Here is a 25,294-nt window from a genome sequence, read left to right on the forward strand (position 1 = left end):
GACAGGCCGATTTTCAGGAGACCATACTCAGGGCCTTTGACACGTGGATCATTTGGCGCGTAACTCGTAGGATGACAAAACGCACTAAAATCTACCTGTTTCTGGGCATGTCTTGTGCCGCATTGGCCATATACGTTTGGCCGCGGCCCGATGAGATAAGACATTATGCCGTCGATGAGCTTGTCGGCTTAACCTGCGAGGAGCTTGGCGAGAAGCATGAGGACGTGATCTTTGCCTATCACGACGCATCCATTGCCCACGACACCACAACAGGCGCCTTTAAAGACGATCTCGGCCTGCCAAAGGAAGAGGTTTTGCCATTTGTCATTTTGATGAAAAAGGTCATTAACGATAATGGCTTAAGTGGGTTCGATCTCACCAAACCCTTCTTCCATTCAGCCTCTGAAGCAACCCCACCTCTGCATTCAGAATTTTTTGCTGAGATATCCAGTATCTGTGCAACACACCCTGACTTGGATGCAATCGAAGCTATGGGACAAGCCGCAAAGAAACTTACCATCGCGCGTGACTTTGCAACCCCTTAGTGCCTCTCGTGACGTCCCTGAACTCCCCAAAGGTGCGCGGTTTTCATGTGTCATGAGGCAAAGACGCGTTCTGATGGCCGCAACGGTAGATCTGTAGATATGTGAACTCTCGGGACACTTCCTTTAAACTCCCTGATTTGGGATGGAGGCAGTATTTATGACGAACGAAGATCGCGCCGATCCGACATCCCCATCATCGACACAGAGGCCAAAGGGGCAAGACAGGACCAGACAATGATCGTCGAAATCGCCCTTGTCCGTGCCTGAAAGGCTGCGGCAAACCTGAGTATCCAGCGTATTTCTCATCTCGAAAGTGGACGGTTTGGGGTGCGTTTCTATCCCAGCTCCACAAGTCGCTTGAGAACGTCTGAGCGTCTGAGCATACCCGTGAACACTTCCTTATCCACTATGGGGAAGAGCCTGTAAGGATACTCCAGAAACGCTTCGGCAGCGGCCAGAACATCACTGTCGGCGGGCAGGACCGTCACATCAGGCGACATGAAATCTCCCACCGTCCCCTTCCACTCCTGATAGTAGCTAGCGTTCAGCGCGGGGCGGAAACAGTCCTTCTGGCTCAAAATGCCTGTCAGGCGACCGCTGTCGTCGATCACGGCGGCGGCGGTGACCTGCTGCCGCACAAGAGTGGCAACAGCGCGACGGATCGGCATGTCCGGCGTCAGAACGGGCGTGTCGGTCAACACCAGATCGTCAATGCTTTCATGTGCGCTCATTTTGGCCCTCGCTTATGCGATGCGGACAGCCTTCGCAGGCCACATCCTTGATACAGGCCATCCCGCCGCACGAGCCCTTGACCGGACCGCGTCCCATGAGCGAGCCGAGGCCAAGTCCGAGGACGGCGAGAAGCACGATGCAAAGTCCCAAAATAACTTCCATGATCCGCCCCTAAAGAATGTAGCGGTCAAAGCCGCCTGTGGTTTGGGGCGTCAAGCCGCCCGCCGTGTTGAACAGAAACAGCGCCGAAATCCCGTTGCTCTGCGCGATCTGCGGCCCCTGCTCACCCGCGGCGGCAAGTGCCGTGGCCCAACCGTCGGCAACCATCCCCTCCGCGTCGAGCACCGAGACCGACGCAGCGCTCCCGTCACTGGGGCGGGCATGATGGGGATCAATGATGTGGCCGTAGCGCTGACCGTCCAACTCGTAGCTTTGCGAACGCAGACCCGAGGTGGCGACCGCCATACCGTCAGGCAGACGCAGGCCGAAAGCGGGGCCGTTGTGGCTGGGTCGCGGGTCTTCTACGGCAATCTGCCACGGGCGTCCTTCGGGATGCAGCCCCTCGCTTTTCAGCTCGCCTCCGAGGTCAACGAGGAAAGCCGTCTCCCCTGCATCGCACAGGTAGGTGGCCAGAAGATCGAGTGCGCGCCCCTTGGCAATCCCGCACAGGTCCATCGTCAGGCCAGCATCGTCCTTGCGCAGGCTGTCGCCGCTGACGGCAAGCCCTTCCCAGCGTCCAGCATGCGACCCCGAAATCCGTCCGAAGCCCCATTGCGCCACCAAGGGGCCGACCGTCGGGTCAAACCACCCGCCGCTGTCCCGCGCGATATCAAGCGCGGCGCGGGCAACAAGAGCGGTGTCGGGCGAGACGGCTCTTTCACGCTGTGTCAGGTTGAACCCCGTGATCTCGCTATCATCGCGCCACGGCGACATCTGCACATCGATACGAGCCAGAAGCGCGTCGATATTGGCGCGATGCCGCTCCAGATCGACATGGGCGGGGGCGGTGATACGCCAGTGGCTGGCAAAGGCGCGCCCCTCCATCGTGCGGGTCGCAACAGGCTCCGTCGGATTGGCCCGCACCGCGCCCGCCCAAAGAGCGGCACCCGTCATGGCGATCATCTGGCGACGTGTCGAGTAGAGTGACATGGCTCAACCTCCAAAGTCATCATTATAGATTGAATGCGGCTCGACGCCCAGTTTCGCCAACGTGTTCAACACGGCAGAAATCATGACAGGCGGGCCACACAGGTAGTATTCGCAGTCCTCGGGCGCGGGATGTTTCGAAAGGGCTTCGCGCACCGTATCGTGGATAAAGCCCGTCGCGCCACGCCAGCGGTCTCCCGGCGCGGGGTCGGACAAGGCAGGGGTCCATTCGAAATTCGGATTGGCCTTGGCGATGGCTTCGAATTCCTCGACATAGAACAGATCCGCCGCCGAACGCGCCCCGTAGAAGAAGCGCATCTTGCGTTTCGTGCCCAGTCCAGTCTGTTCGTGGATCATCGCCCGCAAAGGCGCCATGCCGACGCCGCCGCCGATAAAGACCATCTCGCGGTCGGTCGGCTGGACGTGGAAATCTCCGAAGGGACCAGAGACTTCCACCTTGTCCCCCGCCTTGCGCGAGAACAGCCACGACGACACCACGCCGGGGGGAATATCATGCTCCTGCCCCGCTGGCGGCACGGCGAGGCGGATGTTGAACACGGCGCGGCCCGCATCTTCGGGACGGCTCGCGATGGAGTAGGCACGGGTGACGGGCACAGGCGAGCTTGAGCGCATCTGCGGCCAGTCGGCCAGTTGCCACATCTTGCGGTAATCCTCCTCGACTTCGATGTCTTTGAAGTTGAGGTCATAGGGCGGCGCGGTCAGTTGCAAGAAGCCACCCGCACGGAAATCGAACGGCTGCCCTTCGGGTAGGTCCAGCACCAATTCGCGGATAAGCGGCGCAAGCTGACGGTTCGACACAACGGTGCAGGTAAAGCCCGTCGCGCCCAGAAATTCCTGTGGCACCGTGACGGAACAGGGGCCGCGCAGGGTGGTCTGACAGGCAAGGCGCACGTTTGCCTTGCGCTCGGCAGCCGAGAGAATGCCCTTTTCCGTGGCTTGCGCCTCGCCTGCACCATCCCCCTCGACATGCACCCGACACAGGCCGCAGGTGCCCTTGCCCCCACATGCCGCGGGGATATTGATATCGGCCCTGTGCAGAACACCAAGCAGCTTGTCTCCCCGCGCGGCTACGATGCTGTCGGTCTCATTGACCGTGACAACCATCGCCTCGGCGGGAACCAGCTTGCGTTTTGTCGCCAGCAGCGTGAGTGTCAAAAGGACGACCAGAGCGACAATGATTATGGCTCCGAGCAGTATCTCAATCATGACGCCACCATCTGAGCAAAGGCGGAGAAACCCAGCGACATCATACCCGCGAGGATGAATGTAATGCCAAGTCCCCGTAGCCCCTGAGGCATATCCGCATAGGACAGGCGGGAGCGGATGGCTCCCAGCATGACAACGGCCACGGCAAAGCCGAAACCCGCGCCAAGGCCGAACACCGTCGACTCTGCCAAGCCGTAGTTGCGATCCACCATGAACAGGCTTCCCGCGAGGATCGCGCATTGCACGGTCAGCAGCGGCAGGAACACACCGAAGGCTGCGTAGATCGCGGGGAAGAAGCGGTCGAGCACCATCTCCAGCAATTGCACTGTGGCCGCGATCACACCGATAAAGGCGATCAGTTTCAGGTAGGACAGATCAATATCGGGCAACCCCGCCCAGCCCCATGCTCCTGGCGCAAGCAGGAGGGTGTAGACCAGATGGTTCACTGGCACCGTCACCCCCATCACGGCGACAATGGCGATGCCCAGGCCCAAAGCGGAGCCGGTTTTGCGCGACAGGGCGATAAAGGTGCAAAGGCCGAGAAAGAAGGTAAGCGGCATGTTGTCGACAAAGGCAGCGTGGAGAAACAGGGCCCAAAGATCGCTCATGCTGCATCCTCCGGATCATCAGGGGCGCGGAATTCCAGCGCCTCCGTTTGTTCAGGCAGAACCGTGCGCACCGCCCAGACCAGACCGCCCAGAAGGAAAAAGGCGGAAGGCGCCATCAGCATCAGGTTGAGCGGCGTATACCAGCCCCCCTGATCTACCGTCGCAAAGACCTGCCAGCCCAGCAACGAGCCCGCGCCGAAAAGCTCGCGGATGGAGCCGATCACGATCAGCACCAGCGAATATCCCAACCCGTTGCCGAGCGCGTCCACCATCGACCGCAGCGGCGGGTTGTGACGCGAGAAGGATTCCGTGCGCCCCAGAACCAGACAGTTCGTGGTGATCAGACTGACGAAAACCGAAAGCCGCTGGCTGATTTCAAACAGATAGGCTTGCAGGATCTGATCGATCACCACCACCATCGAGGCAACGATGACGATCTGCACGATCAGACGGATCGCATCGGGGATGTGGTTGCGGATCAGGCTGATGACCGCCGCCGACATCACCAGCACCGCCGTGAGAGCGGCTGACATGGTGAGCGCGGTTGCAACCGATGTTGTCACCGCCAGCGCGGAACAAATCCCGAGGATCTGCAACGTCACGGGGTTCTGCCTGACGAGCGGCGTGATCAGAATACCCCAAAGGCCATTGCGTGCGGACATGGCTTAAAACTCCCCGCGCTGGATCGCATCGAGAAGTGGCCCGTATCCGTCCTCGCCAAGCCAGAACCGCATGATGCGCGTCACGGCATTGGAGGTGCGTGTGGCCCCAGTGATGCCATCGACCTCGAAATCACTACCCGCGACGCCTTTGGCGACGGCAAAGCGCACCGTGCCGCTGGCATCTGCAACCGACTTGCCGTTGAACTGCGCAAGCCATGCAGGCTCCTCGATCCGCGCCCCGAGGCCTGGTGTCTCGGACTGCCCCGTGATCGCCAGCCCGGCGATGGTGTTCATATCCGCCCTGAGCGCGAGGATCGCATCAATCGGGCCGTTGTATCCCATGCCGCTGACAGGCAGCAGCGCGAGCGACAAGTCACCCTCCGCCCCGCGCAGGAAATAGACCTGCGCAAAGTTGGGCCGTTGCCCCAGCCCCGCGAGATCCTGATTGGCGGTCAGCCCCGTCCAGTTGGCACTATCCTCAAGCGCCGCCGCGAGCGTTTCGGGCGTCACATCCTTGGCAACCGCGCCTTGGTCGAGATCAATCACAACGGTCGAAAGCGCCCCGCCCTCTTGTGACAGAAGCTCCGACATTCCCGGAATACCTGCAATCAGCGTTTCCAGTCGCGCCTGTTGTTCCGCCGCGCGATTGGCGGTCTGGATGGGTTTGAGGATCACGGTCGCGCCGCTGACCAGCAACGCACAGGTCGCCGAGACCACAAACGCCATGAACAGCGTCTTTGTCCGGCTTTCGTTGGGCAGGGCCAAGAGCCTGCGCCACGCGGTAATCGGGTTCATGTTAGCCATGACGTTTTCTCCTGCGTGCTCTCCAGAGCGCAATCGCGACTTCATCCAATAGAGGGGCGGCCAGTGATGCCAGCAACGCAGCCGACACGGCAATCTGCGCCGCGGCCGCGCCCTGCCAACCGTTGGCAAACAACACGACCAATGCGCCGTAGAGCGCCCCGTTCATCCATGCGCCAAATTGTGTCGAGGCGCTCGCCACAGGATCGACAACAAGCAGTGCCAGAACAATGCCCGCCATCGGCGCCACATCCGCAAGCGGCACCCCTGCCACATAGCCAAGTGCCAGCACCGCGACCGCACCGAGGATCAGACGTGCCGACATAACGCCAAAGATCGCGCCGACAACCAAACTCGCAATGGCTGCCCATGATACGGGTGTCGCAAAATCGTGCCACAGCGCGGCGGGGAAACCGAAGCCCAGAAAGGCGAGCGTGACTGTCGCGGGATTGAGCACATTGCGTCCCCAACCGCCAAACACCAGTTCCGCCATGACCGAGCCGAAGCTGACCCCGAGGATCAGTTGCACCATGCTCAAATCCTGTGGCGCGAGCATGGCAACGGCCACCGCCGTGACTGCCCCCGCAAAGGACGGGGGCTGTGCGCGTGCCAACATGAAAATCATGTGCCAAAGGCCTGAAATCACAAGCGTCAGAACCAGACGCGCAATGGCCTCCACACCACCGAACCCCAGCCATGCAAGGAGCAACGGCATCATGGCCAGAAGCAACAGCAGGGCCACCATCTCACGATCCCACATGCCGTGCTTCATAGCGCGTCCTCCTCTGCGGCGATCTGTGTCAACATGCTGTGCAGCTGTTTGGCAAGGCGCGGACGTGCGCCCGTAACATAATCGGCCAGCGCGATATCCTCTTCGAGAAGGGACAACCCGCCAAGTTGCGTGAAGGTCTCCATGTCTCCCGAGGCCAGTGCCCGCACAAGGGCCGCTGCGGGGAGCCTGCCCCCGAAGGCCTGATCGAGTGCCGCCGTGGGAATGATCGGCGCATGTCGCGCAGCCCGTTCGAGCGCGGCCTTGAACCAGTGTTTTTTGTCGCCGCTCGACGTGCGCGTGAAGACCGAGACCTGACGGTCATGGGGGGGCAGCCAGTGCGCTGAACGCCCCTCAAGAAGCGAGCCGGACATCACCTCATGCGGTCCGGGCTTCACCACGTTCTGGATCAGGCCACGCAGGTCGGCCCCCTTCTGACACTTCACCAGACGCGGCTCGCGCAGCGCCTCGCCCGTGACGGTGACAAGCCGTGTCTCGGGGAGATAACCCGTGGCGAGAAGCGCACCGATATCAGCAAGGTCTTCGGCATGAATGCTCCACACACGCCGCTCGGTCTGCGCTGGAAAATGGCGGTGGATCAGGAAGCCTGCCGCTCCCTGCGGATGGATGTCCCCAACTTCGAGACGGGTAACATCCGTCGGAACCGCCCCGCCAAAGGGCGCTCCCTTCGGCTCGCATAGGAAGCACTTAACCCCCGCGAACAGTTTCAGGGCCTCAAGGCCGCGACCGAACTCCTCCTCGCGTCCCTCGATTGCCACGGAAGGCATAGGCGCATCGGGACGGCTGTCGACTCCCATCACGAAAATCGCAGCGGGTGTTTCGGTCGGTGCGGGCATCTGCCCGAAAGGGCGGCTGCGAAAGTTCCGCCACAACCCCGTGGCCTGAAGCAGTGCCCTGAAACCCGCCTCGTCACGCGCGGCTCCGTCTACCTTGAAGGCATAGCGATCCCCGTCAGCCTCGTGGAAAAGAACGACCTGTGACAGCTTGTGTCCCGGCATGAGGTCGATCCGCGCCACCCGCCCTGCCATCGGCGCCACGAGGGCAATTTCGGGCGCCGATCTCAAACGCATGAGCGGTTGGCCTTGGGCAACTTTCACGTCCTCCGCGACCAGCATATCGACGCGCAGCTCTTCAAGCGGCGACGGGGTAACTGCGGCTTCCACGGTCAAATGTAGTTCCGCATCGGCCTGCGTAACCCTCAGCCCGCTTCGTGGCAGATCAAGCCCTTCGGATAGAACCGATGTGAACATCCTGTCTCCGTCACTCAAATATCTTCGACGCCAGAAACGCGGACGGCGTCATTGCGAGAATCTCCAAGAAACGATATCAAAGATTTTAGGAAACGTGTAGCTACCATCACAAAAAGGAAGCCACCATGCCATTGAAATTTTTAGGTATATTCAAGATACATGTTTGTTTCGGTGTGGCCCTCGCCTGCCTGCCCCACGCTTCCTATGCGCAAGATACTACAACAGAAACAACGGCCGAGATCGCGGAAATCGCCGAGCAGCTTGAGCTCTACGTCATGCCCGAAACCGGTCCCTTCAGACCCGATCAAATCAAGATCGCGAACCAGAATGCCATATCCGATTGGGCACGTTCGGGCCATTCTGATTCGTCCTCCGAGGCCTTTGCGCATTGGGACGAAGACGGCGAAATTCCACCTACCTGTGCCGTTTGCCACTCAGGCGCAGGTTTTCGCTCCTTCCACGGTCTCGACGGCAGCGAGGCGGGACTGCCCGCCTCTCCCGTGCCGACGGGTGGCGTTGTCGATTGTGCGACCTGCCATGATCCGGGCCTGAGCGGCGTTGCAGAAGTGCGTTTCCCCAGCGGCCTGATGCATCCCGTCAGCACCCCTGCAGAAGCCTCCTGCATGACCTGCCACCAAGGCCGCGCCTCGGGACAACAGGTCGCCGCCGCGACCGATGCGAAAGACCCCGACACGCCCGACCCCGAACTGGGCTTCATCAACCCGCACTATGCGGTTGCGGCCTCCACATGGCTCGGCGGCTATGCAGGATCGGGCTACCATTACCCCGACAAGGAATATTCGGGCCGCTTCTTTCACGCCCGCCCCGTCGAAACCTGCGTATCGTGCCACGAGCCGCATAACCTGACGGTCTCCGAGAACACCTGCGCGACCTGCCATGAGAACAGCACGCCCGACGACATCCGCCTCTCCCGTCTCAGCTACGATGGCAGCGGCGATCTGACAAAGGGCATCCGCGCGGATATCGCAGCCAATGCGAAACGTCTGCTTGGCATGGTGCAGGACTATGCCGCACAGGTTGCTGGCACACCGATGATCTACGACAGCCACAGCTATCCGTATTTCTTCGCGGACGCCAATGGCGACGGACGGGTTGACGAGGTGGACGGCAGGGCTGTGGGCTACAATGCATGGACGCCCCGCCTGTTGAAAGCGGTCTATAACTGGAAGTTCGTATCCGCGGATGCAGGCGCTTTCGCCCACAACCCGCACTATGCGCTGGAACTTCTCTACGACGCGATGGAAGACCTCGCGGAACCGCTTGGCCAAGACATCGATGCGCTCGGCATCAATCGCTAGACTGAAACGCCCCGAGTTTGTCGGCTACCATCAACTTAAGTAAGGATGATGGTTATGCCAAAAAGTAAAATGGCAAATCGCTACTCGCCTGAGGTCCGCGCACGTGCGGTCCGAATGGTGTTTGAGCATCAAGGCTCCTACGAAACGCAGGCGGGCGCGATTGTGGCCATTGCACCCAAAATCGGCTGTATTCCCCAGACCTTGAACGGATGGGTCAAGCAGGCCGAAAAGGACAGTGGTATGCGTGACGGCGTGACGACTGAAGAACGTGATCGGATTAAATCCCTCGAAGGGGAAACCGGGAGCTACGCCAAGCCAATGAGATACTACGTAAGGCGTCAGCGTTTCACCCGCCATTCGTACCAGTGGCGTGACGGGCTAAACTTTGCACAGGCGGAACTCGACCGCCCACTTAAGCGATGATTGCCTTCATTCACTGTCCGGTAGGGCATTGAGCGAACGGAAAATGTCTTGACCGAGCATTTTGGGGAACCACACAAGTAAAATCAGTCCACTTCAACCAATCTCAGAAGCTACTCCACTTCGACCTCCATCTCCAACAGCCTTTTGCAACCAACGGGCGAAATGCACCACACGGCTGCGAGTTTGTCGCTCCGAGGAGATATCAAGCCAATAGCCATAGGGCCCAGAGACGACCACGGGATCAATCTGAATCAGCGCACCTGATGCGAGTTCGGCCTCAATCATGTTGCGATCAATCACTGCAAGCCCCGCGCCATTGATCGCGGCCTGTGTCACCATGTTCAGCGTGGCAAATTCCATCGCATTTTCAGGAAGGTTACTTAGATCATGCTGAGTCGACGCAAACCAATTATCCCATGTCGGCAAACGATAGGCTCGATCAAGCACATAGAGCAGGCAGCTTTTACGCAACCGTACAGGATCAGCCCAAAGATCGGGCGCACAAACGGCGATGTGTTGCTCGACCATCAGGCGGGTCGAGGATTGCCGTGGATGTGGTTCATCACCGAAACGTATTTCGCAATCAAACCGTACGTTGTCATCGCGGCTAAAATGCAACGAGAGGTCCAGATCCGGAAACCGATGACGAAAAGACACCAGCCTATGGGATAACCAAAGACTGGCAAACGTCGGCGGAGCCAAAATCGTCAATTTCTGGCGCGGAACTGTGGCGCGCGCTTCCAACACGGCATCTTCAATTTGGTCAAATGCGCCAGAAAGACGCTCATGCAGAACAGCACCGATTTCGGTCAGTTCGACTGAATTCCCGATCCTGCGGAAAAGCGCAATATCTAGGACGCTTTCCAGCTGGCGTATTTGACGGCTCACGGCGCTTTGTGTCACGCCCAACCTGTTCGCGCCTTCGGTAAAGCTCAGGCATTGACCGACAGTGGCAAAAGCCCGCAAAGAGGTAAGGGAGGGAGAAACGGACATCGTGTAAAGACCGCAGGTTAAGTTGGATACAGGAGACTTTCGCGTAGGAATGCCCGACCCGTATCCATTTTAGACATTGACATGTCAAGTTTCACCCGACCGCACGGAATGCCCCCCGCCCTGGCGCTGCGGCAATCAACGCCTGCGTGTAGGGATGTTGCGGTCGCGTAAGAACCTCGCTTGCCGATCCCCTTTCGACCACGTGGCCCTTGCTCAGCACGACGATCTCGTCACTGATTTGCGCCGCTACACGCAAGTCGTGGGTGATGAACACAACCGCCAGACGCAACTTTTTTTGCAACTCCGCGAGCAGGTCCAGAACTTGCGCCTGAACGGAGACATCCAGAGCAGAGACGCTTTCGTCCGCGATCAGAACATCCGGCCGCATAGCCAAGGCGCGCGCTATGCCGATGCGTTGACGTTGCCCGCCCGAAAAAGCCGCGGGACGACGGTTGTAAGCGCTGCGCTCAAGCCCGACCAGTTCCAGCAATTCCTTCGCCCGTGCCACGGCCTCGGCGCGGGTTGCGCCTGACAGAATGGCAGCGCGCGCAATCATCGGCCCAACACGGCGGCGTGGGTTCAGGGAGCCGAAAGGATCCTGAAAGATCATCTGGATACGTCTACGCATCGCCCGTAGCCCTGCCCCGTTCACCGACAAGATGTCATCACCCGCGACAGCAATGCGCCCCGAAGTCGGCGTTGTCAGCCGGATCAGATTGCGGGCGATTGTTGATTTTCCCGACCCGCTCTCGCCAACGATAGACAGCACCCGACCAGGCGAGACGGTCAGTTCGATGTCGTGCAGAACCTGAGCGCTGCCGTAGCTGTGGTTGAGCCTCTCGACCACCAACACCCCTTCGGCATCTTCAGGAATGGGACGATCGTGAGGTTCAAGGCTGGGCACAGCGTCGATCAGAGCCTTGGTGTAGTCATGCTGCGGATTTTTCAGCACCTGCTCGGCTGTACCGATCTCTACCAACTCACCCTGTCGCATCACCGCGATCCTATCCGCGATATCTGCGACAACACCAAGATCATGGGTGATGAAAATGATCCCGTGCCCGTGATTATCGCGTAACTCGCGGACCAGTTTGAGTACCTGTGCTTGCGTTGTCACATCCAAAGCTGTCGTCGGCTCGTCGGCAATCAACAGTTTGGGACACATTGCCAAGGCCATGGCGATCACCACGCGTTGACACTGGCCGCCTGACAACTCATGCGGGTAGCTTGCCAGAATGCGATCGGGATCGGGAAGATGCATCTCCTCGATAAGACGACGAGCTTCGGCCGCGCGCTTTTCCTTTGGCATGTCGGAATGTAGTTCGAACACTTCCTCGATCTGCTGCCCTGCGGTAAGCGCGGGGTTCAGCGAAGCCATTGGCTCCTGAAAAATCATGCCGATGTCCTTACCACGGATATGCCGCCACTGCTTTTCCGACAGCGTCAGTAAATCCTGCCCGCCCATCATCGCGCGTCCCTGTGCCACGTTTAGGCCTTTTGGGCTCGCCCCCATGAGCGTTGCGGTCAGCACCGATTTTCCCGAGCCGGATTCCCCGACAATACACAAAATTTCACGTGGCTTTACATTCAGCGACACATCCTTGACCGCATAGGGCCTGTCGGCACCTTTAGGTAAAGCAACCGCAAGGTTATGGACGTCCAAAAGGACATTGGTTTCGGTCTGCGTCATGATTGGCGCTCCTTTGCCTCGTTAACTTCGCGCAGGCCATCGGCCAGCAGGCTCAGTCCCAACGTCAGGGTAGAAATAGCGATACAGGGGAAGATTACCAAATGAGGGAAGGCGATCGCCATAGAGCGGCCTTCGTTCACCATTCCGCCCCAGTCAGGTGTTGGCGGCGGGAGCCCCAGACCCAGAAAGCCCAGCGTCCCGATGGTAATCGCGGTGTAGCCAAGGCGCAGACAAAAATCGACCGAGAGCGGCCCTGTGGTATTTGGCAAGATTTCCACAAACAGGATGCGCAGCGTGCTTTCGCCCTGCGTGATCGCCGCTTTCACGAAATCGCGGCTCGATACGTCGATGGTGATCGCGCGCACGATGCGGAAGATCGCAGGCGCACTGCTGAATGTGACCGCGATGACGATATTCACGGGGGATGCGCCGATCACCACGATGATCACGATATAGAGTACCAACACGGGAAAGCTCAACACCACATTGGACATAAAGGACAGAACCGTATCAGTGCGTCCGCCGAGGTATCCTGCGACGAGACCAAAACACATGCCGAAGGCATAGGCAGTCAATGTAGCCAACGTCGCGTAGATCACAACGGTTCGCGCGCCCCAGATCAGACGTGACAGGATATCGCGGCCTAACATATCGGTACCAAGGATATAGAGATCACCACTATCGCCCACCGTCATCGGTTTAACCAACGGTTGAAGGGTTTGAAGCGGATCGAATGGCGCCAGAACGGGTGCAAGGATCGCGATCAGAAGCCATGAAAAGGCAAGGAAACCACCGATCACAACCAGCGGCTTTTGCAGGTAAGGTTTTAGAGCCTTCATGATTTTTCTCCAAGTTGGATACGCGGGTTCAACCAGCCGTAGAGCAAGTCGGAGAAAATCTGGCTGAGAACGACGACGAGAACCGAAATCATCGCGCAGGCCTCGATCAGGTAGATGTCCTGATTGAGTGCTGCGTCGTAAAGAAGCGATCCGAAGCCCTTGTAGGCATAGAACACTTCAACAACGATCACCCCCGACAACAGCCACGGCAGTTGCAGCATGATGACCGTAACGGGCGTGATGAGCGCATTGCGCAACGCATGGCGCAGGACCATACGGCTCAGACTTGCCCCCTTGAGGCGGGCGGTGCGGATATAGTGGGTGCTCATGACATCAGCCATCGAGGCGCGCGTGACCCGCGCGAGATAGCCCATCGAATAGAGACCCAACACCGAAACGGGCAGGATCAATTCCTTGAGCGAAAACCCCGAGATCATGGTGCTGGCGCCGGGAAGAACCCCAAGCCAGAACACGAAGATCGCAGACAGGAACACCGCCGAGGCGAAATCGGGAATGGAGGTTGTGATCACGGAGAAGACTGACACCACGCGATCGAGGAGCGACCCGGGACGCATTCCCGCCAGAACGCCCAGCGTCAGGCCGAAAGTGACAATGACCAAAAGAGCCCCACCGGCAAGCACGGCCGACGCGCCCAGACGCGGAAGCAGGACATCCATCACTGGTGCGCGGAAATAGGTGGATTGCCCCCACTCGCCCACCACGAACCCGCCAAGCCACCGCAGGTAGCGCACGAGAAACGGATCGGTATAGCCGTTTTCCAAAAGCCATGCCGCGCGTTGTTCAGGTGTCGAGTACTGACCCAGAACTTTAACCGCGACCTCTTCGATGTTCACTTCGAGTGCGAGAAAGATAAGAAACGAGACGACCACCATCGTGGCAATCCCGAACGTTGCCTTTTTGATTATAAACTTACCCAAATTCACTAAGCACCCCCCATCATTCCAAAAAATGCGCCGAAGGGCGCGAATAAGAGGGGCAGGCACTCGGCCCGCCCCAACGATGTTTGGCATCAAGCCAACCAGACGCCATCCATGCGGAAGAAATCCGACGGATGCAGAACAAAACCGCGAACATTCTGGGCCGCAGCCGAGAAGCGGTTCGGCCAATATGGCTGTACTAGAACTGCATCGTCACGCAAAATCGTCTCAACCTCTGCCATGGCCTCCATACGGGCCTCGGGATCGACCAGCGACATCGCTTTGTTCAGGGCTGCATCGAAATCAGGGTTTGCATAATGGCTTTCGTTCCACGCCGCACCCGTGCGATAAGCTAGGTCGAGCGTCATAGTGCCTAGCGGGCGGTGCGCCCAATAGGTAACGCCGAACGGAACTTTGTTCCAGATCGGCCAGTATTGAGATGCAGGTAACACGTTGAGATTCAATCGAATGCCCGCTTCAGCGAGGTTTTGTTGCAGAACCTGTGCGGTGTCCTGCTCCCATTTGCCCTGCGTGTTACCTACGACCAGTTCGATATCAATCCCTTCGGGATATCCTGCCTCGGCCAAGAGCGCCTTGGCGGCTTCAACATCGCGCGCAATGCCTTCAACGGGCGCATAGTCCGCCTGATCAGGGGAGACGTGGAAGTTGCGGCCCACCACGCCTTCACCCCGATAGGCGATTTGCATCATTTGCTCGTTGTTCGCTGCCAGTTGCACAGCCTTGCGGACGCGGATGTCGTCAAAAGGCGCTTGATCCACTTGCATACGGATCGCGAGCGTATGGGCGGCCGTGCCCGTCAGGACCTGGATGTTCGGCAGCGACTGCATAAGGTCGTATTCCGCAATGGTTGTGCGGTAGAGCACGTCCACCTGCCCGCTCGACAGCGCTGCGAGATGCGTGGTCACATCTGTGCCAAGGTCGATGTAGTGAATCTCGTCGAGATGGGCGGGCGTTCCCCAATAGCCGTCTCGTTTGCGGAAAATTGCCTGACGGCCAACCTCGTGACTGACCAGCGAAAATGGCCCCGTACCGACAGGGTTTTCAGGCCAGTTGCCCGCAAAGTCGCGGTGGACAATTGCACAGGTGTGCGAGCACAGCTGTTCGGGCAGCGAGGCCACGGGGCGCGACAGGGTGATCCGCACCGTGTGATCTCCCACCTTCTCCACCGATTGGACGGATTCGAAGGCGCTCTTGTTGGAGCTTTGCGAGTCAGGTGCGATCCAGCGTTCGATGTTGAAAATCACGTCCTCGGGGATGAAGTCATCGCCATTGGACCATTTAACGCGCTCGTCCAGCTCGAAGTCCCATACGGTGAGATCCTCCGAAGGCGTCCAGCTTTTCGCCAGATAGGGGCGCGTGATGTTGTCCGCATCCACCCATGTCAGGAATTCGAGGCTGTTGCGCAGCAGGTTGGAGGATTCAATCCATGTCGCCATCATCGGGTCGGTGATTTCCTGAACCTGACAGGCAAAGCGCAAAGTCCCGCCATCTTTCGGCGTCTCCTGCGCCTGCAATACGCGCGGCGCGACACCCGCGGCCCCGACAGCAACACCAAGCCATGCGAGACCCCGCAGGAACCCGCGGCGGTCAATCTCGCCTGACGCAAAGCGACGCTGCATCTTGCGCGCCTCGGGGTGCAGCGGCTTGCCGCTGAGCATCTTCAAATCATCCATCCTAAATCTCCCTTTTGATGATTTTTGTTTTGGCAAGGCGAACCCCTCCGCCTTGCCTTTTAGCCATCAGGCCACAGAACTCTGCATGCCTGCGAAACGCCCTTGGGCGGGCCGTGGGTCACGTGGGATACGCTTGCCTGCGGTGTAGTCATTGATCACGTCGCAGGGCGTATAATTGCGTTCGATTTCATAGACCTCTTCCGCATCCAACTCCGTCTCCAGAGCGGCCAGAGCACTGTCGAACTGGGACTGGTTATCCGCCCCTACCAGCATGGAGGACACCTCCGTCTTGCCCAAAAGCCAAGCCTGCGCCACCTGCGCAGCATTGATCCCGCGCCCCTCGGCGACTGAGGCCACAGAGCGCGCTACTGCTCGCGAAGAGGCATCGTTATACATCTCATGTGTGAAAAAATCGGTCTGGTTGCGGATCGAGGTCATGTCGCAGCTCAGTAATCCGCGCGCAAGTGGACTAAAGACCGAAACACCGACGCCTTGATCCATACAGAAAGGGATCATTTCGCGCTCTTCCTCGCGGTAGGCGGCGTTCCATTGCAGCTGCATGTTGATCGGGCGCGCCCAACCGTTTTGCTCGCACACAGACAGGATGCGCGCAAATTGCCACGTATACATGGTGGACACACCGATATAGCGCGCCTTACCCGACCGCACGACATCGTCTAGCGCCTGCATGGTCTCTTCGATGGGGGTTTCGGTATCGAAATAGTGCAGCATGTAGATATCGACGTAATCGGTATTCATCCGGCTCAGGGAGCCTTCAATCGCATCGAATACGTGCTTGCGGGAGTGGCCGCCATTGTTGACGCCCCCACCGATCGGGTAGCCGAGTTTAGTGGTGATAACCAACTCATCACGCTTGGCCAGCTTGCGCAGCACGTTGCAAACGACTTCCTCGCCTGCACCTGCAGAATAGAAATCGGCAAGGTCGATAAAATTGACGCCATTGTCGAGCGCATGGCCGATGATCGGCTCGGATTCACTTTCGTCAAAAATCCACGGCTTCCAAGACTTGGAGCCCATGTTCATCGTGCCAAGGCAAAGACGGGAAACCTTGAGGCCGGAACGGCCCAGACGGGTGTATTGCATGTCCTTCACTCTTTCAAAGGAGGTTGATCAAAACGCACGACGGCGACCTATTCGCCGTAATGAATCCATGTACATTTGGTGCGGGTGTAGGAGGACAGGGAATGGATCGCCATTTCCTTGCCCCAACCGCTTTGCTTGAAGCCACCGAAGGGTGCAGCCAATCCGTAGCATCCGTAACGGTTAACAAAGACCATGCCCGCATCGAGGCGGTCGGCCATTTTATGAGCGAGGCTCACATCGGCGGTGTAAATCCCCGCCGCAAGGCCGTAGCTAGTGCCATTGGCCATGCGCAGTGCATCTTCCGCCGTGTCAAATGGGGCGCAGGCCAGCACGGGGCCGAAAATCTCTTCCTGCGCGATCCGCGCGGTTTCAGGCACGTTGGAGAAGATGGTGGGGCGCACGAAAAGCCCCTTGGCGTTGTCACCCGTGGTATCCGCATGTCCCCCCGCGACCAGTTCCGCCTCCGACTTGCCGATCTCGATGTAGTCCAGAATGCGTTTAAACTGCGCCTCGTTGCATTGCGCACCCTGTTGGGTGTCGGCCAGCAGAGGATCGCCACAGGTCACGGCTTCGGCCTTGGCAATCAGCTTCTCGAGAACTTCGTCGTAAATCCCCTTCTGGATCAGGAAACGGGTCGGCTCAGAGCATTTCTCGCCCTTTTGCGAAAACATCACGTAGAAGGCCCGCTCGATCGCCGCATCGAGATCTTTGGTGTCGTCAAAGAAGATACAGGGCGATTTCCCGCCAAGTTCCAGCGTCACCGCCTTGAGGTTAGACTGCCCCGAATTCTGAACAATGTGGCGACCGACTCCTGTGGAACCTGTGAAGGACACCTTATGGACATTGGCACTCAGCGTCAGTTGGTTGGCTGTGGCACCATCGCACAGCACGAGATTCAACAGCCCCTTGGGCAGGTCCATTTTGCGGTCGATCAGTTCAAAGAGATAGAGCGTGGCCAGCGGCGTGTATTCCGAAGGCTTCATAACCACCGTATTGCCCATGGCCAGCGCGGGAGCGATCTTCAGGCTTGCCTGATAGAGTGGGTAGTTCCACGGCGCAATCAAGGCGCAGACACCAACGGGGTCTTTCGAGGTGAAGTTGAGAAAGCCCTCATCCACGGGTGAGACCTCACCGTAGAACTTGTCTGTCCAGCCAGCGTAGTATTCGAAAATCTCGGCGCAGGTGTAGATGTCGTCGTTGAGCGCCTCGAGAAAGGTCTTGCCATTGGCGAGGCTTTCCAGAAGAGCCAGTTGCTTGGCGTTGTCGCGGATCAAACGGGCAATCGCGATCAGGTAGTCCGCGCGCGCCTTGCGCGTGGTTTTCCTGCTCCACACACCGCTTTGGTGGCATTCATTGGCCCGCGCGGCGGCGGTTTCGATCTGGTCGGTGTCGGCGAGAGCGATCTTGCAGAGAACCTCCCCCGTCGCGGGGTTTTTCACAGCCCAGTCCTTGTCGGCACCTGCGACCCATTCGCCGTCGATATATTGCTTTTTGTCCTGCGCCAGCCAGGATTTGGCCCAGTCAAGATCAGTTTGTTGGAGCGTGTCAGTCATGATGATTTTCCGCGTATTGGGTGTTTTCATGTGAGGAGGAACAGGCGCATTCAGCGTCGGCGACTTCGCGGCGGACGGCATCGACATCCCCCGCGGCATCTTTCGCCACTCGGGAGGCGTAGCTGTAGCCTTTGAGCTGTTTGAGGCAGATCAGCGACGGAAGCAGGCTGGTGGCAAGGTCATTATTGCGCGCGGCATCGGGCACCATGCCTTGCACGCAATGGCGCCGCAGCGTGGCAACCCCGCTTTCCAGTATCGACAGCATGTCGAGAAGACTGCCGATTACCACCGCCTGCCACGGGTTGTAATCAAGCTCCCCGTGGTCCTGCGTCATTGCCATGGTATGTGCGTGTCCTGCCGCGATCATGGCGCATTGCACCATGAATTCGGGGATGGTTGGGTTCACCTTGCCCGGAATGGCCGAGGAGCCTGCCTGCACGGCGGGCAGACGGATTTCCGACAGACCGCCGACAGGGCCAGACGCCATCAGGCGCAGGTCTTTTGCAAAACGCATAAGGGTCCGTCCCAGTTGGTCCAATGCCCCTCCGAGCGCAAGCAAACGGTCATGTGCCTGTGTGGCCGCGAACAGGTTGTTGGCGCGTCGAAAACCCGAAGGCATACCAATACGCTCCAACTCTGCATTGAGCGCGGGCAGGATGGAAGTATAGAACGCGGGGTCGCAATCCTCGCGCCGCCCGATGATCGTGGCGCCAAGCGACACCGCGCGCAGTTTCTCGGCATCACGACGAGCGCGATCCAAATTGAATGCCAGCGAGGCGGAGACGCCCCCCAGATAATCGCCAAAAGAAATGTCTACTGCGTCTTGCATACAAGTCCGCGCCAGTTTGCGCTGCCCGCCCCACTCGGCCACCAGGGCTTCCAGATCCTCCACAAGCCCCGCCACCTCGCACTCGAAACTGGCATAAGCCGTACGCGCGGCGATGTGGCAGGCCGTCGAGAGACTATCAGCTGTAGAGTGGTTCAGGTTCACATGGTCGCTCGGCTCGACGGGCGCATAGGTTCCGTAGGCTGCGCCAGTCAACGCCGCGTTGGCCAGATTGGCCAGCACTTCGTTGAGGTTCATGTTGAAGGAAATACCGCCCCCGCCGTGAGCCGCATGAACGGGGAAAAAGTCGGGACGCGGTTCAGAAAGCAGCTTCGCAGCTGCCTGCTCTATCGCGGCTCCAACAGCGGGGTCAAGCACGCCAATTTGCACGTTGGTCTGAGCGCTGGCCTTCTTGACTGCGAGCATCGCGTTCAACAACGCGGGACGCTCCGCAAAGCATTTCTGGCCCACAAGAGGATAGAGATCGACAGCCCGCTGGGTCTGGATGCCAAAGACGACATCCTTCCCCAACTCAAGCGGTCCTATGCCATCGCACTCAATGCGTGATGTAGCGTTGCCTATCATGAAACGGGTTCTCCTCCTCGTTTCATCAAAGCAAAAACGAAATCACCTATGTCGCGCAAACGACATTTTCGCAGAGGTCATTCCTAAAAGTCATAAGTTATGGGCAGAGCCCTAATTTCACTCAAAGAATGTGAGACGAAAGTTGGCGAGCGGCCTGCACTACGTTCTTGGAATAGACCCTTGCGCTCTCCACCGAGAGCGACTCACCCGTGAAGCAGGCGCTTATCGCGGCGACGGGTTCACCCCGGCCGTTGCGCACGGGCGCAGCGATGCAACCCACGCCGTCCTGTATCTCGTTGACACTCACCGCGTAGCCAAGCCGTGCGGCCCGTTGCAGGTCATGGACAAGCTCGGGCAGGCTGTCAGCTTTGTCCTGAGCGGCCAGCCCCTCCTTGCGTAGGTAGTCCAACTGCTCCTCAAGTGGTCGCGCAGCCAGAAGTGCCTTGCCCGACGCCGACAGATGCATGGGCAGGGTGCGCCCCACATAGGCGTTGAACGTCTGGCTTGCAGGCGCGTCCAGTCGTGCGAGGATGACCACCTGATTGCCGACTGGTAGGCTGAGAAAGATCGAGCGGTGGATCTCATTCTTGAGAATTTCGGCAATGGGATAGAAATGCGGCACATAGGGCTGGCGCGCAAAAACCGCCGAGGACAACTCGAACAGGCGCGCGCCAAGGACGTAGGTTTTCCGCCTTCCTGGTGCTAACGCAACCAGATGATGCTCGACCATGGCATTAATGATCCGATGTGCCGAGGCCTGCGCCAGCTCCGTGCGCTCACAGATTTCCGAAAGCTGGAGCGGCCACGGCGAGCGCGACAGCACGTCCAGTATTGCTACCGATCCGTCAATGGCTGGTGCGGCAGTTTTTTTCGAGGGTGTCATGGTGCCTCCTGATCTTTTGCCCCTTACTCGCACAGTTTTTCCAAATATGGAATAAAGTTTCCTTATTTGGATTTTAATTGACAGATTTCGCCACATAAATTTTGTCTGGGCCCGTGACCCACCCAGAGGAGACTCGCATGAGGATCGACCGCAATTTCGCCAACAACGAGTTTCTGGCCTCCGACGGCGAGGAACTCATCACGGTTTTGAACCCCGCCACGGGCGAACCCGTCGCCCATGCGGTCGCCGCTACGGCCGCCGAGGCCCGCTCCGCCGTCGAGGCTGCAGCCCATGCCCAGAAAGGCTGGCGCAAGCTCACTTCGATCGAACGGGCAAACCACCTTCGTGCGTTGGCCGACCTGCTCGAAGAGCGCAAGGACCAGATCGGGGAAATTCTCGCGCTGGAGTCTGGCAAAAGCCTTGAGGATGCAGCAGGCGAAGTCTTCTACGCCGCCGAAATCACGCGCTATCACGCGGAGTGGGCGCGGCGCATAGAGGGGGAGATAATCCCTTCCGACAGCCCCAACGAAACCCTCGTCTTACAGCGCGAGCCCATTGGCGTCGTAGCCGCACTCATCCCGTTCAACTTCCCCGTCTACACGCTGATGCGCAAACTCGCACCCGCCTTGATCACGGGCAACACGGTCGTCGCGCGCCCCTCCAACAACACCCCTGGATCGGCGCTAGAGATCGCGCGGGCCGTGCGCGACTGCGGCTTCCCTGCGGGCGTCATCAACATCCTCGCCATGACCCATGAGGTCGCCCAAGGCGTCTGCACCCATCCGAAAGTGGGCATGATTACCCTTACGGGCAGCGTCGGCGCGGGTCGCAAGGTTCTCGAATACAGCCAAGTCAATATAGCCAAGGTCTCTTTGGAACTCGGTGGAAAGACACCCGCAATTATCGAGGCCGACGCCGATCTCGAAGCCGCCGCGGCTGCCGTTATCGCATCGCGCACGAGCCATTGCGGTCAGCTTTGTACCGCCGTGGAGCGGGTCTATGTGCAAGAAAGTGTACACGACAAGTTTGTCGATCTGCTGCGCAAACATATGAATGAGTGCGCCTTCGGGGACCGCATGCGGGAGCCTTCCGCCATGGGGCCGCTCATCAACGCAAGCTCGCGCCTCAACATCCACCAGATGGTCCAGCGGGCCATTGACGACGGAGCGAAACTGGAAACGGGCAATTTCATCCCCGAAGGCCCGGGCTGGTTCTACCCGCCGACCCTTCTGACCAATTGCCGTCAGGATATGGAGATCGTTCAAGAGGAGGTCTTCGGTCCCGTCCTGCCCGTTCTGAAATACGACACGATCGAGGAGGCACTGGAGTTGGCCAACGACCACCAGTTCGGTCTCGCCTCCGTGCTCTATACCGAGAACTACCGCAAGGCGATGGAAGTCGCCAACAACATCGAAGCGGGAGAACTCTATATCAACCGCACCCCTGCCGACCCGTTCCAAGGCTACCACGCGGGCTGGAAACGCTCGGGCCTTGGCGGGGATGACGGCAAACACGGTATGCTGGAATTCACGCAAACCCGTCTTGTCATTCAAAGCTGGTGAGGGCCATTCTATGAAACTTGTCTCTGTCCACACGGACGTCGTCGCCGTCCCCCCACCCCACATCGGCGGTATGTACTGGATCTTTGTCACCCTGCGCACCGACGACGGGATCGAGGGTGTGGGTGAGGTCTATTCCGCAACCTTCCACCCCGATGTCATGGTGGTGGCCATTCAGGATGTCTTCGACCGCCTTCTCGCTGGCGAAGACCCGCACCACGTCGAGAAATTCTTCCGCCGCGCCTATTCTAGCGGCTTCACGCAACGTCCCGATCTGACCATGATGGGCATCGTCTCAGGGCTAGAGATGGCCTGTTGGGACATCATCGGCAAGGCGGCGGGCAAGCCTGTCTACGAACTCATCGGTGGCAAGGTGAACGAGAAGCTGCGCTCCTACAGCTACCTCTATCCGCAAAACGCAAGCGGCGCCCATGACTACAATAACCTCGAACTGAGCGTCGAATGCGCGCTCGAATATATGGAGCAGGGTTTCACAGCGTTGAAGTTCGACCCCGCTGGTCCCTACACTGTGATGGGCGGGCATCAACTCTCGCTTGAGGACATGGATCGTAGCGAGGCATTCTGTCGTCGTATCCGCGAGGCTGTCGGCAACCGATGTGACCTGTTGTTCGGCACCCACGGGCAGATGACCGTGTCAGGCGCTGTGCGTCTGGCGCGACGGCTGGAGCCCTATGATCCGTTGTGGTTCGAAGAGCCCATTCCGCCCGGCAACTGCGAGGCCATGGGGCGTGTGGCGGACAAGACCACCATCCCCGTCGCGACGGGCGAACGGCTCACCACCAAGTACGAGTTCCACGACCTCCTGCGCAATAACGGCGCGTCGATCCTGCAAATGAACCTCGGACGCGTTGGCGGAATCTTGGAAGGCAAGAAGGTTGCTGCCCTCGCAGAGACTTACTACGCGCAGATCGCGCCGCACCTCTACAACGGCCCCGTCGGTGCCGCCGCTAGCATCCAGCTTGCGACCGCCACGCCCAATTTCCTTGTGCAGGAAAGCATCCGCCGATGGGACGGCTTTCACGCCGAGGTGCTGGAAGAGCCGCTCGTATGGGAAGATGGCTACATCATCCCGTCAGGCAAACCCGGCCTCGGGATAACGCTCAACCGCGAGGTGATCGAGGCGCACTCTCCCTATAAGGACAAACGTCTGCATCTGGCGATGTGGGACAGCCCCTATGATTTCAAGGCGCAGTCCGACACCTCTTGGAAAGACCTCTCGAAATAGGCCCCGCCATGTCCTACGACTACATTATTATCGGCGCCGGATCTGCGGGGTCGATCCTCGCGGCCCGCTTGTCGGAAGATCCGAAGACCCGCGTTCTGCTTTTGGAAGCAGGCGGCAGCGACCGCTCCTTCTGGTTTGACATGCCCGCGGGCTATGCCCGTAACTACTTCAATCCCAAGACCAACTGGATGTATTCCTCCGAGCCAGAAGCTGCCATGGGTGGTCGGCGCATCTATGCCCCGCGCGGCAAGGTTCAGGGCGGGTCTGGATCGATCAATGCGATGATCTGGGTGCGCGGCCATCGGTCGGACTTTGACGACTGGCGCGATGCGGGCAACCCGGGTTGGGGCTATGACGATGTGCTGCCGTGGTTTCGCAAGCTGGAAGCGCACCCCTTAGGCGACACGCAATGGCACGGGGCAGACGGCCCCGTTGGCATCACCCCCATGAAGGAAGGTGCCCACCCCGTTTGCAATCATTTCCTTGAAGCCGCCCGCGAAATGGGCGCACCAATGAACGAGGACTTCAACGGTGCCGATCTGGAAGGAGCAGGTATCTATGAAGCAAACATCGCGCACGGCAAACGGCAATCCAGCTCGAAGACCTATCTAAAATCCGCGCTCAAGCGACCCAACATGACGCTGCGACTGAATGTCGAGGTCACAGGGATCGACATTGACGACACCAACCGCGCGACGGGGGTGCGTTTTCGGAGCAAGAAGGGCGAAGAACACGCCACGGCACGCCGTGAGGTGATCCTGAGCGCGGGGGCAGTTGCTTCGCCCAAACTGTTGATGCTCTCAGGGGTAGGCGATCCGAACGAGCTGAAAGCCCATGGCATCACGCCCAAAGTCGCCCTACCCTCGGTCGGTCGCGGGCTGCAAGACCACCTTTGCGCCAGCTACTATTACCAGACAAAGGTTCCGACGCTGAATGATGTGTTGCGCCCGTGGTGGGGAAAGCTCTGGGCGGGGATGCAGTATGTACTGGCCCGTCGGGGGCCGCTTGCGCTCAGCGTCAATCAGGCGGGTGGGTTCTTCCGCGCTGACCCGTCCCATGATGCGCCTAATATCCAGCTTTACTTCAACCCGATGTCTTATCGCGTGCCCGAAAGCACCAAAGCCAAGCTCGAACCCGAACCCTATTCGGGCTTCCTGTTTGCCTTCAATGCTTGTCGCCCTGAAAGCCGTGGCAGCGTGACACTTGCCTCCAACGATCCATTGGCCGCGCCCTTGATCCGCCCGAACTATCTGGCAACCGAGCGCGATCGCAACGACGTGGTTCAGGCGGGAAAACTGGTGCGACGCTTCATGGAAATGCCTGCCCTAAAGGACATTACCACCAAAGAGGTCTCCCCGGGACTGGCCTGCGCGCGCGACCAGGACATGCTGGAGCATATGCGCAAGGAAGGTGGCTCCATCTACCACCTGTGCGGGAGTTGCCCGATGGGCGCCGATCCCACAACCTCCGTCGTGGATTCCACGCTTAAAGTCCACGGCGTGCGCGGATTGCGGGTGGTGGATGCCTCCATCTTCCCCAACATCACCTCAGGTAATATCAACGCGCCCGTCATGATGGTGGCAGAAAAAGCCGCGCATATGATCAAGACCACTATCCGTCAGACACACGACGCAGGGTGAGGTGGAAACCTTCCTATGAAATTCAGATTCTGAAATATGAAACGTCCCAATCTTTGTAGTCAGTTTTGAACGTGGCGGCTTAGCCTACAAGTGATCCGAAATAGTCGTCCCAGCTTTGATGCGGTCTACCTGCGATCTCCGCAAAGTTGCTAGGTTCATCGTAAATGCCGAGACGAATGCCCTCATAAATGCCGCCGATAATAGGACCGATGAAGCCGCCCAATTCGGCCACGCGATCCGC

At 59.0% G+C, this 25,294-nt stretch carries 23 protein-coding genes and 1 pseudogene; 6 read left to right on the forward strand and 18 right to left on the reverse strand.

Annotated elements, in window-relative coordinates:
• Positions 1 to 71: 71 nt before the first annotated feature.
• Complete coding sequence (locus ACN0TS_RS16875) at positions 72 to 545, forward strand: hypothetical protein (protein ID WP_417260536.1); 474 nt, start codon at positions 72 to 74, stop codon at positions 543 to 545.
• Between the two features lie 335 nt (positions 546 to 880).
• Here ACN0TS_RS16875 and ACN0TS_RS16880 read toward each other — a convergent pair whose 3' ends face one another.
• The 9 genes from ACN0TS_RS16880 to ACN0TS_RS16920 are packed head-to-tail and all read right to left on the reverse strand — an operon-like array spanning position 881 to position 7,761.
• On the reverse strand, positions 881 to 1,276 hold the full coding sequence (locus ACN0TS_RS16880; RefSeq protein ID WP_417260537.1) for a CBS domain-containing protein: 396 nt from the start codon (positions 1,274 to 1,276) through the stop codon (positions 881 to 883).
• Positions 1,263 to 1,439 carry a hypothetical protein gene (locus tag ACN0TS_RS16885; protein WP_417260538.1) on the reverse strand — a complete coding sequence of 59 codons (177 nt, stop codon included), beginning with the start codon at positions 1,437 to 1,439 and terminating at the stop codon, positions 1,263 to 1,265. Before ACN0TS_RS16885 ends, ACN0TS_RS16880 begins: the two co-directional genes overlap by 14 nt.
• Positions 1,440 to 1,448: 9 nt before the next feature.
• The gene (locus tag ACN0TS_RS16890) at positions 1,449 to 2,426 is read right to left on the reverse strand and encodes an FAD:protein FMN transferase (RefSeq protein ID WP_417260539.1); all 978 of its coding nucleotides are present in this window, start codon (positions 2,424 to 2,426) and stop codon (positions 1,449 to 1,451) included.
• Positions 2,427 to 2,429: 3 nt separating this feature from the next.
• The gene (gene nqrF / locus ACN0TS_RS16895; protein ID WP_417260540.1) at positions 2,430 to 3,650 is read right to left on the reverse strand and encodes an NADH:ubiquinone reductase (Na(+)-transporting) subunit F; all 1,221 of its coding nucleotides are present in this window, start codon (positions 3,648 to 3,650) and stop codon (positions 2,430 to 2,432) included.
• Positions 3,647 to 4,258 (reverse strand): NADH:ubiquinone reductase (Na(+)-transporting) subunit E, encoded by a 612-nt coding sequence (gene nqrE, locus ACN0TS_RS16900; RefSeq protein WP_417260541.1) that lies wholly within the window; start codon positions 4,256 to 4,258, stop codon positions 3,647 to 3,649. Before nqrE ends, nqrF begins: the two co-directional genes overlap by 4 nt.
• Positions 4,255 to 4,920 carry an NADH:ubiquinone reductase (Na(+)-transporting) subunit D gene (locus tag ACN0TS_RS16905; protein WP_417260542.1) on the reverse strand — a complete coding sequence of 222 codons (666 nt, stop codon included), beginning with the start codon at positions 4,918 to 4,920 and terminating at the stop codon, positions 4,255 to 4,257. The genes nqrE and ACN0TS_RS16905 overlap by 4 nt, the downstream gene beginning before the upstream one ends.
• 3 nt (positions 4,921 to 4,923) lie before the next feature.
• Positions 4,924 to 5,724, reverse strand: coding sequence for an NADH:ubiquinone reductase (Na(+)-transporting) subunit C (gene nqrC / locus ACN0TS_RS16910; RefSeq protein ID WP_417260543.1), 801 nt, complete (start codon positions 5,722 to 5,724; stop codon positions 4,924 to 4,926).
• A complete protein-coding gene (locus tag ACN0TS_RS16915) occupies positions 5,717 to 6,493 on the reverse strand; it encodes an RnfABCDGE type electron transport complex subunit D (protein ID WP_417260544.1) in 777 nt (258 codons plus the stop codon). The genes nqrC and ACN0TS_RS16915 overlap by 8 nt, the downstream gene beginning before the upstream one ends.
• Positions 6,490 to 7,761, reverse strand: a complete 1,272-nt coding sequence (locus ACN0TS_RS16920; RefSeq protein ID WP_417260545.1) for a Na(+)-translocating NADH-quinone reductase subunit A — start codon at positions 7,759 to 7,761, stop codon at positions 6,490 to 6,492. Before ACN0TS_RS16920 ends, ACN0TS_RS16915 begins: the two co-directional genes overlap by 4 nt.
• Before the next feature lie 125 nt (positions 7,762 to 7,886).
• Between ACN0TS_RS16920 and ACN0TS_RS16925 the strand changes: the two genes are divergently transcribed.
• Positions 7,887 to 9,080, forward strand: a complete 1,194-nt coding sequence (locus ACN0TS_RS16925; protein ID WP_417260546.1) for a cytochrome C — start codon at positions 7,887 to 7,889, stop codon at positions 9,078 to 9,080.
• A gap of 54 nt (positions 9,081 to 9,134) precedes the next feature.
• Positions 9,135 to 9,436 (forward strand): annotated as a pseudogene (locus ACN0TS_RS16930) (transposase); the annotation flags it as partial.
• A gap of 160 nt (positions 9,437 to 9,596) precedes the next feature.
• Here the strand turns inward: ACN0TS_RS16930 and ACN0TS_RS16935 are convergent.
• The 9 genes from ACN0TS_RS16935 to ACN0TS_RS16975 form a co-directional block, all read right to left on the reverse strand.
• Positions 9,597 to 10,496, reverse strand: a complete 900-nt coding sequence (locus ACN0TS_RS16935) for a LysR substrate-binding domain-containing protein (protein ID WP_417260547.1) — start codon at positions 10,494 to 10,496, stop codon at positions 9,597 to 9,599.
• 91 nt (positions 10,497 to 10,587) lie between these two features.
• Positions 10,588 to 12,186, reverse strand: a complete 1,599-nt coding sequence (locus ACN0TS_RS16940) for a dipeptide ABC transporter ATP-binding protein (RefSeq protein ID WP_417260548.1) — start codon at positions 12,184 to 12,186, stop codon at positions 10,588 to 10,590.
• Entirely contained in the window at positions 12,183 to 13,025 is an 843-nt protein-coding gene (locus ACN0TS_RS16945; RefSeq protein ID WP_417260549.1) for an ABC transporter permease, read from the reverse strand. Before ACN0TS_RS16945 ends, ACN0TS_RS16940 begins: the two co-directional genes overlap by 4 nt.
• Complete coding sequence (locus ACN0TS_RS16950; RefSeq protein ID WP_417260550.1) at positions 13,022 to 13,969, reverse strand: ABC transporter permease; 948 nt, start codon at positions 13,967 to 13,969, stop codon at positions 13,022 to 13,024. The genes ACN0TS_RS16945 and ACN0TS_RS16950 overlap by 4 nt, the downstream gene beginning before the upstream one ends.
• An 86-nt stretch (positions 13,970 to 14,055) precedes the next feature.
• On the reverse strand, positions 14,056 to 15,657 hold the full coding sequence (locus ACN0TS_RS16955; RefSeq protein WP_417260551.1) for an ABC transporter substrate-binding protein: 1,602 nt from the start codon (positions 15,655 to 15,657) through the stop codon (positions 14,056 to 14,058).
• Between the two features lie 66 nt (positions 15,658 to 15,723).
• Complete coding sequence (locus ACN0TS_RS16960) at positions 15,724 to 16,761, reverse strand: aldo/keto reductase (protein WP_417260552.1); 1,038 nt, start codon at positions 16,759 to 16,761, stop codon at positions 15,724 to 15,726.
• Positions 16,762 to 16,808: 47 nt separating this feature from the next.
• Positions 16,809 to 18,314, reverse strand: a complete 1,506-nt coding sequence (locus tag ACN0TS_RS16965; protein WP_417260553.1) for an aldehyde dehydrogenase family protein — start codon at positions 18,312 to 18,314, stop codon at positions 16,809 to 16,811.
• Positions 18,307 to 19,725: a lyase family protein gene (locus ACN0TS_RS16970; protein WP_417260554.1), complete on the reverse strand. Its 1,419-nt coding sequence runs from the start codon at positions 19,723 to 19,725 to the stop codon at positions 18,307 to 18,309. Before ACN0TS_RS16970 ends, ACN0TS_RS16965 begins: the two co-directional genes overlap by 8 nt.
• 121 nt (positions 19,726 to 19,846) lie before the next feature.
• A complete protein-coding gene (locus ACN0TS_RS16975; RefSeq protein ID WP_417260555.1) occupies positions 19,847 to 20,608 on the reverse strand; it encodes an IclR family transcriptional regulator in 762 nt (253 codons plus the stop codon).
• Positions 20,609 to 20,745: 137 nt separating this feature from the next.
• On the opposite strand from ACN0TS_RS16975, the gene aldA reads away from it, so the two are divergent.
• Genes aldA through ACN0TS_RS16990 form a run of 3 tightly spaced genes read left to right on the forward strand, consistent with a single transcriptional unit; the run spans position 20,746 to position 25,053 of the window.
• Positions 20,746 to 22,170: an aldehyde dehydrogenase gene (aldA, locus tag ACN0TS_RS16980; protein ID WP_417260556.1), complete on the forward strand. Its 1,425-nt coding sequence runs from the start codon at positions 20,746 to 20,748 to the stop codon at positions 22,168 to 22,170.
• 10 nt (positions 22,171 to 22,180) lie between these two features.
• On the forward strand, positions 22,181 to 23,413 hold the full coding sequence (locus ACN0TS_RS16985; RefSeq protein WP_417260557.1) for a mandelate racemase/muconate lactonizing enzyme family protein: 1,233 nt from the start codon (positions 22,181 to 22,183) through the stop codon (positions 23,411 to 23,413).
• Between the two features lie 8 nt (positions 23,414 to 23,421).
• Positions 23,422 to 25,053, forward strand: a complete 1,632-nt coding sequence (locus ACN0TS_RS16990; protein ID WP_417260558.1) for a GMC family oxidoreductase — start codon at positions 23,422 to 23,424, stop codon at positions 25,051 to 25,053.
• Positions 25,054 to 25,294: the final 241 nt, after the last annotated feature.

Origin of the sequence: Celeribacter sp., assembly GCF_048266405.1 — a bacterium.
Classification (GTDB): domain Bacteria; phylum Pseudomonadota; class Alphaproteobacteria; order Rhodobacterales; family Rhodobacteraceae; genus Celeribacter.

Excerpts from the sequence above, each read along its gene's own strand:
- nqrC (WP_417260543.1), bottom strand. The coding sequence starts at position 5,724 with ATGGCTAACATGAACCCGATTACCGCGTGGCGCAGGCTCTTGGCCCTG.
- aldA (WP_417260556.1), top strand. The coding sequence starts at position 20,746 with ATGAGGATCGACCGCAATTTCGCCAACAACGAGTTTCTGGCCTCCGAC.
- ACN0TS_RS16875 (WP_417260536.1), top strand. The coding sequence starts at position 72 with ATGACAAAACGCACTAAAATCTACCTGTTTCTGGGCATGTCTTGTGCC.
- nqrE (WP_417260541.1), bottom strand. The coding sequence starts at position 4,258 with ATGAGCGATCTTTGGGCCCTGTTTCTCCACGCTGCCTTTGTCGACAAC.
- ACN0TS_RS16880 (WP_417260537.1), bottom strand. The coding sequence starts at position 1,276 with ATGAGCGCACATGAAAGCATTGACGATCTGGTGTTGACCGACACGCCC.
- ACN0TS_RS16890 (WP_417260539.1), bottom strand. The coding sequence starts at position 2,426 with ATGTCACTCTACTCGACACGTCGCCAGATGATCGCCATGACGGGTGCC.
- ACN0TS_RS16955 (WP_417260551.1), bottom strand. The coding sequence starts at position 15,657 with ATGGATGATTTGAAGATGCTCAGCGGCAAGCCGCTGCACCCCGAGGCG.
- ACN0TS_RS16970 (WP_417260554.1), bottom strand. The coding sequence starts at position 19,725 with ATGATAGGCAACGCTACATCACGCATTGAGTGCGATGGCATAGGACCG.
- ACN0TS_RS16945 (WP_417260549.1), bottom strand. The coding sequence starts at position 13,025 with ATGAAGGCTCTAAAACCTTACCTGCAAAAGCCGCTGGTTGTGATCGGT.
- ACN0TS_RS16925 (WP_417260546.1), top strand. The coding sequence starts at position 7,887 with ATGCCATTGAAATTTTTAGGTATATTCAAGATACATGTTTGTTTCGGT.
- ACN0TS_RS16940 (WP_417260548.1), bottom strand. The coding sequence starts at position 12,186 with ATGACGCAGACCGAAACCAATGTCCTTTTGGACGTCCATAACCTTGCG.
- ACN0TS_RS16990 (WP_417260558.1), top strand. The coding sequence starts at position 23,422 with ATGTCCTACGACTACATTATTATCGGCGCCGGATCTGCGGGGTCGATC.
- nqrF (WP_417260540.1), bottom strand. The coding sequence starts at position 3,650 with ATGATTGAGATACTGCTCGGAGCCATAATCATTGTCGCTCTGGTCGTC.
- ACN0TS_RS16885 (WP_417260538.1), bottom strand. The coding sequence starts at position 1,439 with ATGGAAGTTATTTTGGGACTTTGCATCGTGCTTCTCGCCGTCCTCGGA.
- ACN0TS_RS16935 (WP_417260547.1), bottom strand. The coding sequence starts at position 10,496 with ATGTCCGTTTCTCCCTCCCTTACCTCTTTGCGGGCTTTTGCCACTGTC.
- ACN0TS_RS16985 (WP_417260557.1), top strand. The coding sequence starts at position 22,181 with ATGAAACTTGTCTCTGTCCACACGGACGTCGTCGCCGTCCCCCCACCC.
- ACN0TS_RS16960 (WP_417260552.1), bottom strand. The coding sequence starts at position 16,761 with ATGCAATACACCCGTCTGGGCCGTTCCGGCCTCAAGGTTTCCCGTCTT.
- ACN0TS_RS16975 (WP_417260555.1), bottom strand. The coding sequence starts at position 20,608 with ATGACACCCTCGAAAAAAACTGCCGCACCAGCCATTGACGGATCGGTA.
- ACN0TS_RS16965 (WP_417260553.1), bottom strand. The coding sequence starts at position 18,314 with ATGACTGACACGCTCCAACAAACTGATCTTGACTGGGCCAAATCCTGG.
- ACN0TS_RS16920 (WP_417260545.1), bottom strand. The coding sequence starts at position 7,761 with ATGTTCACATCGGTTCTATCCGAAGGGCTTGATCTGCCACGAAGCGGG.
- ACN0TS_RS16915 (WP_417260544.1), bottom strand. The coding sequence starts at position 6,493 with ATGAAGCACGGCATGTGGGATCGTGAGATGGTGGCCCTGCTGTTGCTT.
- ACN0TS_RS16905 (WP_417260542.1), bottom strand. The coding sequence starts at position 4,920 with ATGTCCGCACGCAATGGCCTTTGGGGTATTCTGATCACGCCGCTCGTC.